Origin of the sequence: Nitratidesulfovibrio sp. SRB-5 (genome assembly GCF_019931275.1) — a bacterium.
Taxonomy (GTDB): Bacteria; Desulfobacterota; Desulfovibrionia; order Desulfovibrionales; family Desulfovibrionaceae; genus Cupidesulfovibrio.
This window is the reverse complement of record NZ_JAIOTY010000005.1, coordinates 73,200-80,078: the sequence shown is the minus strand read 5'-3', so window position 1 is coordinate 80,078 and position 6,879 is coordinate 73,200. Positions and strand designations below refer to the sequence as shown.

The window sequence follows — 6,879 nt, the reverse complement described above, 5'->3', positions numbered from 1 at the left end:
ACAGGGATACGAGAAATCGCATCCCTACCCATCACGCGAAAGGCCCCGGTGAGAAATCACCGGGGCCTTCGTGCGTTCAAAGGCACAGGCACAGGCACAGGCGCGGGCACGGGCACGGGCACAGGCGCGGGCATGGGCGGCTTGAAGCACGATGCGCAAGGGCGCTGGGCCATGGAGCGGGAAGGCTTGAAGCTCAGGGCCACAGCGCAAGGCGCAGAGCACAAGGAACATGGCGCAATGCGCAGGGAACTGGGCGATAGCGCGTGAAACGGGAAGGCTTCGAGCGCATAGCGCATGGGGCAGGAGGGCTTGAAGCTCAGGGCTCACAGCGCCGGGAGCTGGGCGACAGCCGTGAAGCGGGAAGGCTTGATGCGCAGGACGCACGGCGCAGGGCCATGGGGCGTGAGCTTGAGGGGGGATGCATAGCGCATGGGCGAGGCGGGATGGCTCGTGGGAGCGACAACGTGGATTCGGATGGCGTTTCCACGTGCCCGACGCGTGGCATGGGATGGACGCCGCATGCCCCGTCAGGGGGGGGCAGAAGGCTTTTCGCGTCGAAGGCATGGTGGTAGGGAACAGGGGCCTTCAGCCCCGACATGAGGGGGCCTGCCACCGTACCTGTAACCTTGGATTTTTTTATGACATCTTCACAACCCGACAGACCCGTTGCCTTTGGTGGCAGCCTGAACCTTGAGGACGCGCTGGCCGTGGCCCTTGATGCCGCCAAGGCGGGCTGCGCCGTGTTGGCGCGTGGGCGTTCGCGCCTGGCCCGCGTGCGCACCACCACCAAGAGCCCCGGCGACATCACCACGGAACTGGACGCCCGTTCGGAGGCGGCCATTTTTGCGCGCATCCGGCAGGCCTACCCCGACCATGCCCGGCTGGGCGAGGAGTCGGGAGACAGCGCTGGTGATTCCGGCGCATCGCCGTTCCGCTGGATCGTGGATCCCTTGGATGGCACGGTAAACTACGTGCACGGGATTCCGTATTATGCGGTGTCCGTGGCGCTGGAAGTGGACGGTGTGGCGGTGCTGGGCGTGGTGGCTGACCCGGGCAGACGCGAGTTCTTCACCGCAGTGCGCGGGGAGGGGGCGTTTTGCAACGGGCGCCCGTTGCATGTGGCTCGGCGTACCCGACTGGACGAGGCGGTCGTGGGCACCGTGGTGCCGCCGCCCAAATGGCCGGGCATGGAGGGGTATCTGGAGCAGTTCTGCGCGGTGGCCCGTTGCGCGGCTGGCATGCGCCGGGGCGGTGCCGCCGCGCTGGATCTGGCCTATGTGGCCGCAGGACGGCTGGACGGCTTCTTCGTGGTCAGCCTGAAACGCTGGGACCTGTCTGCCGGTGCCTTGCTGGTGCAAGAGGCGGGGGGCGCCGTGGCCGATATCGACGGCCACCCGGACCCGCTGCATGCCAACCGCCTTGCCGCCGCCAACGGTACCTTGTTGCCCGCGTTGCTGGAGCGGCTGCGGTCCCGCTGAGACGATACCCTGCGATGTACCGGAAAACAGGGGAGAGGGCTGCCGTGGCTGCCTTCTCCCCTGTTTTCCGTTCGTGTCCAGATTACCGGTGCAACAATATATGCCGGGCCGGTCTCTGCGACATCGCTGCCGGTAAGCCCGCGCCATGGCGTCTGCGCTTGGACGTTTCTGAGCAAAACTTGTTTGTTCGGTACGCTTTTGTCCGGATGCCTTTGCCGGTGCGCCTTTGCTCGGGACGCTTTTTTCAGGGAGCTTTTGATCGGGACGCTTTTGTCCGGAGTGCGCCTGGCAGGAACACTGCCGTCCGGTTTACTCCCGCCCGGTGCGGCCCGTCCGAATGGCAAGAACGGTCTCAGCTTGCCTCGCGCCCCCCGCCAGCCAGCGACGGGCCGTGCCGCCGCAGCCACACGCCGAACCACAGCGCGTTCCCCAGGCAGACGATGCCGGACAGCAGCAGCGTGGGCGACGGACCCAGCGCATGGGCAACGCTGCCCCCCAGCAGCGAGCCGAACGGTCCCATGCCCAGGAACATCATGGAATACAAGGCCATGACCCGGCCCCGGTAGGCGTCGGGCGACATGATTTGCAGCAGCGTGTTGGCCGATGCCATCAGCACCACCATGCACATGCCCACGGGCACCAGCGCCACCAGCGCCGTCCACACCGAGCGGCACAGCGCGAACACCGTCAGGCTGGCCCCCAGTCCAACAGCCCCGTACAGCGCCCATCGGGACAGCCCGTCGCTGCTGCGGCGCAGGGCAAGGCACAGCGCGCCCAGCAGCGCACCTGCCCCGGCGGCCCCCAGCAGCAGGCCCAGTGTCCTGGCGTTGCCGCCCAGCACCTTGTCGGCCACCACAGGCATCAGCACGGAATAGTTCACCGCGATGAGGCTGGTGGCCCCCACCAGCAGCAGGGTGGTGCGAATGCCCTTGTGGCGCGCGGCAAAGCCCAGCCCCTCGCGGATGCGCTGCAACGTGGAAGGGCCGGGCGGCGGGGGCACGTGGACGGGCAGGCGCATCATCATCAGCCCAGCGATGACGGGCACAAAGCTGATGCCGTTGAGCAGAAAGCACCACCCTTCGCCCGCGGCGGCCACCACCAGCCCCGCCAGGGTTGGCCCGACAACACGGGCCGCGTTGAACATGGACGAGTTGAGGCCGATGGCCGTGGGCAGATCGTCGCGCCCCACCATGTCCATGATGAAGGACTGCCGCGTGGGCACGTCGAAGGCGTTGACGATGCCGAGCGCCGTGGCCAGCACGAATACGTGCCACACCTGCACCACGTCGGTCATGGTCAGCGCGGCGGCAGTCAGCGCCAGCAGCATGGAGGCCACCTGCGTGGCCACCAGTATGGCGCGCCTGTCGCGCGTGTCAGCCAGCGCGCCGCCGAACACGGACAGCACGAACAGCGGCAATTGCGCGGCAAAGCCCAGCGCCCCCAGAACGAAGCTGGATTCGCTCAGCCGGTAGACCAGCCACGACTGGGCCATGGACTGCATCCAGGTGCCGGGCAGCGAAATGGCCTGTCCGGCGAAGAACAACCGATAGTTGCGGTGGCGGAATACCCGCAACGGACCGGTGGCGCGGGGATCCTGGTGATCGGGAAAGGGAGGCATGCTGCGTCCGTTGCGTCGTCGTGCCCGGCGCGTATCAGTTGGTGGTGCGGGCGCCCTTGGCGGCCTTGGTGCCTTTCTTCTTCGCCGGGGCCGCAGTGGTGGTGCCCGTCTTGCCGGTCTTGTCGGTCTGGGTAACAGGGGCCGTCGCGTTGGAGGAGCCCTGCGGTGTGGCGGTCATGTCCGTCGTGCCGGTGTCGGCGCTTGCTCCCGGTGCGGATTGCGAGGCTTCCTGTCGCGCGGCCTGCGGAACCGCCGTGGATGCTTCCGGTTCGAGTTGCGCGGGCACGCCGGGCTGGAACTGCGGGTGGGCCTGCATCCACTGCGCGGCCATGTTCTTGGAATGCACCAACTGGTCGGGCGTCATGCGTTGCTGCACCTCGGCTGCCACCGAAGCCGCGTCGCCATCGCCGAACAGCACGGCACGGGTCAGCCAGGAATGGGCGGTGACCATGTCCGCCTCGGCTCCTTCCCCTTCCGCCAGCATGCTGCCCAGCAAGGTCATGCAGCGCGGGTGGCCGCCCTCGGCGCATTGGCCGAACAGTTGCAGGCTGCGCGGGTAGTCCTTGGGCACGCCTGTACCCTCGTGATGCAGGATGCCCAGGTTGAGCAGCGAGTGCAGGTCGCCCGCCTTGGCGCCCATCTGGAAGTAGCGCACGGAGCCAGCCATGTCCGGCTCGCTTCCCTGGCCCCGGTAAAGCATTTCGGCCACCAGCCCCATGGCGTCGGGGTTGCCCGCGTCGGCGGCTTCGCGCAGCAGGTGCAGGGCCTTGGCGTCGTCGCGCGGGGTGCCCATGCCGTAGCGGTAGTGCACGCCCAGCCAGAAGCGTGCGCGCACCACCCCAAGGGCGGCGGCGCGTTCCGTCCAGCGAAAGGCTTCTTCCTGGTTCTCCGGCCCGGCCAACCCCTTGCGGTGGTATTCGGCCAGCAGGTCGCACGCTTGCGGGTGGCCCCGCTCCGCCGCCAGCGAGAGCCATTTCTCGCCCTGCATGAAGTCGCGCCGGGTGCCGCGCCCATAAGTGTACAACACGCCCACCAGGGCCTGCGCGTTGATGATGTCCTGCTCGGCGGCGGACATGGCCAGCGCAAAGGCCTTGGCCTCGTCCTTGCGCACGCCGGTGCCGTCCAGGTACAGGCGCGCCAGCACGTCCTGCGCGGGGCCGAAGTCCTGATCGGCGGACTTTTCCAGCCACGTTGCGGCCCGGGCCGGATCGGGCTGGCCGTCGGCCCCCTGCAACAGGGCCATGGCAAAGGCAAACTGGTCCTGCGGGCGAGTGGGGGCTTCCACGCTGGTGCCGTCGGAAAGCTCCACCAGTTCGCCCACGGGGGCGGCAGCGCGGCTCTGCGGTTGCGGCACGGGTTCGGGCTGGCGGTTGCTGGCCATGCTGTCAGGGGCGACCACAAGATCGGGGACGGCAGGCTGCGCGGTGTTGGCAACGGCATCAGCCGTGGCGGCGCCGGTATCCGGCTTGGTGGCGCCTGTCGTGCCCGTGGCGCTCGTGCCCGCATCGGGCGCGGAAGTTTCCTGGTCCGTGGCCTCGCGGATGTAGGTGGGGCGTTCCGGCAGGCCCGCCGTCCCCTTTTTGGGGGGCTTGCATCCGCCCAGCAGCAGGCCCGCCGCCAACAGGGCGACAAGCGCCAGGTGTGCCGCGCGGCGCGGGGAGCGCTGCCGGTTGGAGATTTGCGAAACAGGGGACGGACGAAAACGCGCGGCGATGCGGCGGGCTGTGTTCATGATGGCTCCGGATGTGCGGCTGCGGGCGGGCACGCCGCGCGGGCAGTTGGAGGGCCCCGCGCGCGGATGTCCGCGCCGAAGCAGGGGCATAGCACGCGCCGGGGTGGGGGTAAACGGGCACGGGGGGCATGGTCCGGGCTGGTGCGGTGGTGCGGAATAGGAGGCACGCGGGCAACGCTGCGCACTGCGGCATCGCGGGCCGCCAGACTGACGGTGTCGTTTGATCAGGTTGCTGCGGACGGGTGCTGCGAAGGAGGGGGGCTGCTGGCGCCCTTTGGCGGCGCGGCCTCAGCGAACTCCGCCGCCCTCGCCACTGCTGCGGCCTGCCGCGCCGCCGACCGCCCCGGGCCGTCCCCCGCGCGCGTGTTCGTGCCCGCCTGCCTCGCTGGTGCCCATGGGCAGTTGGCCGTTGGCCGCCGGGCGGTGCAGGCCGCTTTCGCCGCCAGCGGGAATGTGCCCGCCGGGTTCACCGCGCAACGGAGCATGGGCACAGCCTTCCCCCGCCCGTACGGCGGGGCCGCCCTGCTCGCCGTGTTCGCCGCCGTGTTGCCGTTGCCAGGCGGCCAGCCCGCCTTCAAGGTAGCGCGCGGCCACTCCGCGCGCCGTCAGGCGCGACTGGATGCCCCGGCTGGCCTCTCCCCCGCCCGCGCAATACACCACGGCGCTGGTGCCCTCGGGAATGGAGGGCAGCCACGTGTCCGCCATGGCCGGGTCGCGCCACTGCGAACCGGGAATGGCCTCCGGGTGCAGGTCGCGTTCGCTCCGTCTGCGCACGTCGAGCAGCAGCATGCGCTCTTCGCCGCACAGGACATCGTCGAGTTCGCGAGGGGTGATGGAGCGGACCATGGGGCCTCCCTTGGCTGCGGTGCGGGCAAACGACCCGTGGTCCGGGCCGGGGCGTCGGTGAAACAAAGCGCTCAGGACGACTGCGGAAACAGGGTGAACTGGTCGTCCATCATGGTCATGGGCACGTCGTCGCGCCCGTGCAGCACGCCCTTGCCCCGCGCACCCCACGGGCACACCTTGACGCACACCCCGCATACCGAATGCCCGATGAGCGGGCGTTTGGCGAAGTCCCCTTGCAACAGGGTGCGGCAGCGCTCGAAGTGCAGGGCCTCGTCGCGGCTTTGATAGTGCGCGCCCGGTTCGTTGGGCAGCGCCGTCCCCTTGATGGCTCCGGCGGGGCAGGCATCGGCGCAGCGGGTACAGTTGCCGCAGCGGTTCATCAGCGGGTGGCCCGGTTGCAGGGGCAGATCGGTGAGCACCGTGCACAGGCGGATGCGCGGGCCGTACAGCGGCGAAATGGTCAGCAGGCTCTTGCCCTGCCAGCCAAGCCCGGCGGCCACGGCCACCGCCTTGTGCGAGATCATGCTGGTGCAGGCCTCGGAATCCAGCGCCTGCGAGGCGGGCAGCGGCAGGGCGCGTCCGCCCGCTTCCTGGATCAGCAGGGCCAGACGCAGGGCGGTATCGTCCAGTCGGGTGTTCACGGCCCGGTAATGGTGGGCGTAGAGCGGGGTGGGGCCGTCCACGATGTCGTCCAGCACCGGGTCCGCTAGGCGTACCCCCAGGCTGATGGCCCGGGTCCACCCGTCCAGCAGGTTTTCCGGCTGGGTGGGCAGGGTGCGCAGACGGTCCAGGTCGGCCACGCCGAACAGGCTCGCCCCCCATCGTAACGCCGCTTGTCGCAAGGAAAAACTGTCCATGGCCATGTCTACCTCCGCAGCGTACTGCCCCCATGGATGGCATGTTTTCCGTCCGGGTGCAACGGTCTTGCGTGCGCTTGCGACAGGTTGCGTCCACGTGGTCGTACGTACCGGGATGTCAGGGATTGTCACGAAAATACATTGCGGGTGGACATGGGCTGTTTTTTGACTTATATTGTGAAAATGGTGTGATCGGTTGTATTCATTGCGTGAATGAAAAGCTGATCTATGCCGATCATGAACAGCATGCTTTGATGTCCGGGAGGATGTTGAGTGTACGGGCAAGGGCCAAGGAATGCCTGCCCGTGCACATATGAGTTCGGTCTGATGCGTGCAACCGAAAAAGCG

Annotated in this window: 5 protein-coding genes; 1 reads left to right on the top strand and 4 read right to left on the bottom strand. The window is 68.4% G+C overall.

All coding sequences use genetic code 11. The annotated features are described in order from the left end of the window. The first annotated feature begins 638 nt into the window (after nt 1-638). Complete coding sequence (locus K6142_RS16010; RefSeq protein WP_190246031.1) at nt 639-1,478, top strand: inositol monophosphatase family protein; 840 nt, start codon at nt 639-641, stop codon at nt 1,476-1,478. A 352-nt stretch (nt 1,479-1,830) separates the two neighbouring features. Here K6142_RS16010 and K6142_RS16005 read toward each other — a convergent pair whose 3' ends face one another. The 4 genes from K6142_RS16005 to K6142_RS15990 all read right to left on the bottom strand — a co-directional run bounded on the left by K6142_RS16005 (nt 1,831) and on the right by K6142_RS15990 (nt 6,537). Continuing rightward, nucleotides 1,831-3,096: an MFS transporter gene (locus tag K6142_RS16005; RefSeq protein ID WP_190246030.1), complete on the bottom strand. Its 1,266-nt coding sequence runs from the start codon at nt 3,094-3,096 to the stop codon at nt 1,831-1,833. A 34-nt stretch (nt 3,097-3,130) separates the two neighbouring features. Further along, entirely contained in the window at nt 3,131-4,828 is a 1,698-nt protein-coding gene (locus K6142_RS16000; protein WP_190246029.1) for an SEL1-like repeat protein, read from the bottom strand. A 288-nt stretch (nt 4,829-5,116) separates the two neighbouring features. Further along, nucleotides 5,117-5,674, bottom strand: a complete 558-nt coding sequence (locus tag K6142_RS15995) for a rhodanese-like domain-containing protein (protein ID WP_223380944.1) — start codon at nt 5,672-5,674, stop codon at nt 5,117-5,119. A 71-nt stretch (nt 5,675-5,745) separates the two neighbouring features. Next, a complete protein-coding gene (locus tag K6142_RS15990) occupies nt 5,746-6,537 on the bottom strand; it encodes a 4Fe-4S double cluster binding domain-containing protein (protein ID WP_190245074.1) in 792 nt (263 codons plus the stop codon). Nucleotides 6,538-6,879: the final 342 nt, after the last annotated feature.

Excerpts from the sequence above, each read along its gene's own strand:
- K6142_RS16010 (WP_190246031.1), top strand. The coding sequence starts at position 639 with ATGACATCTTCACAACCCGACAGACCCGTTGCCTTTGGTGGCAGCCTG.
- K6142_RS16005 (WP_190246030.1), bottom strand. The coding sequence starts at position 3,096 with ATGCCTCCCTTTCCCGATCACCAGGATCCCCGCGCCACCGGTCCGTTG.
- K6142_RS16000 (WP_190246029.1), bottom strand. The coding sequence starts at position 4,828 with ATGAACACAGCCCGCCGCATCGCCGCGCGTTTTCGTCCGTCCCCTGTT.
- K6142_RS15995 (WP_223380944.1), bottom strand. The coding sequence starts at position 5,674 with ATGGTCCGCTCCATCACCCCTCGCGAACTCGACGATGTCCTGTGCGGC.
- K6142_RS15990 (WP_190245074.1), bottom strand. The coding sequence starts at position 6,537 with ATGGCCATGGACAGTTTTTCCTTGCGACAAGCGGCGTTACGATGGGGG.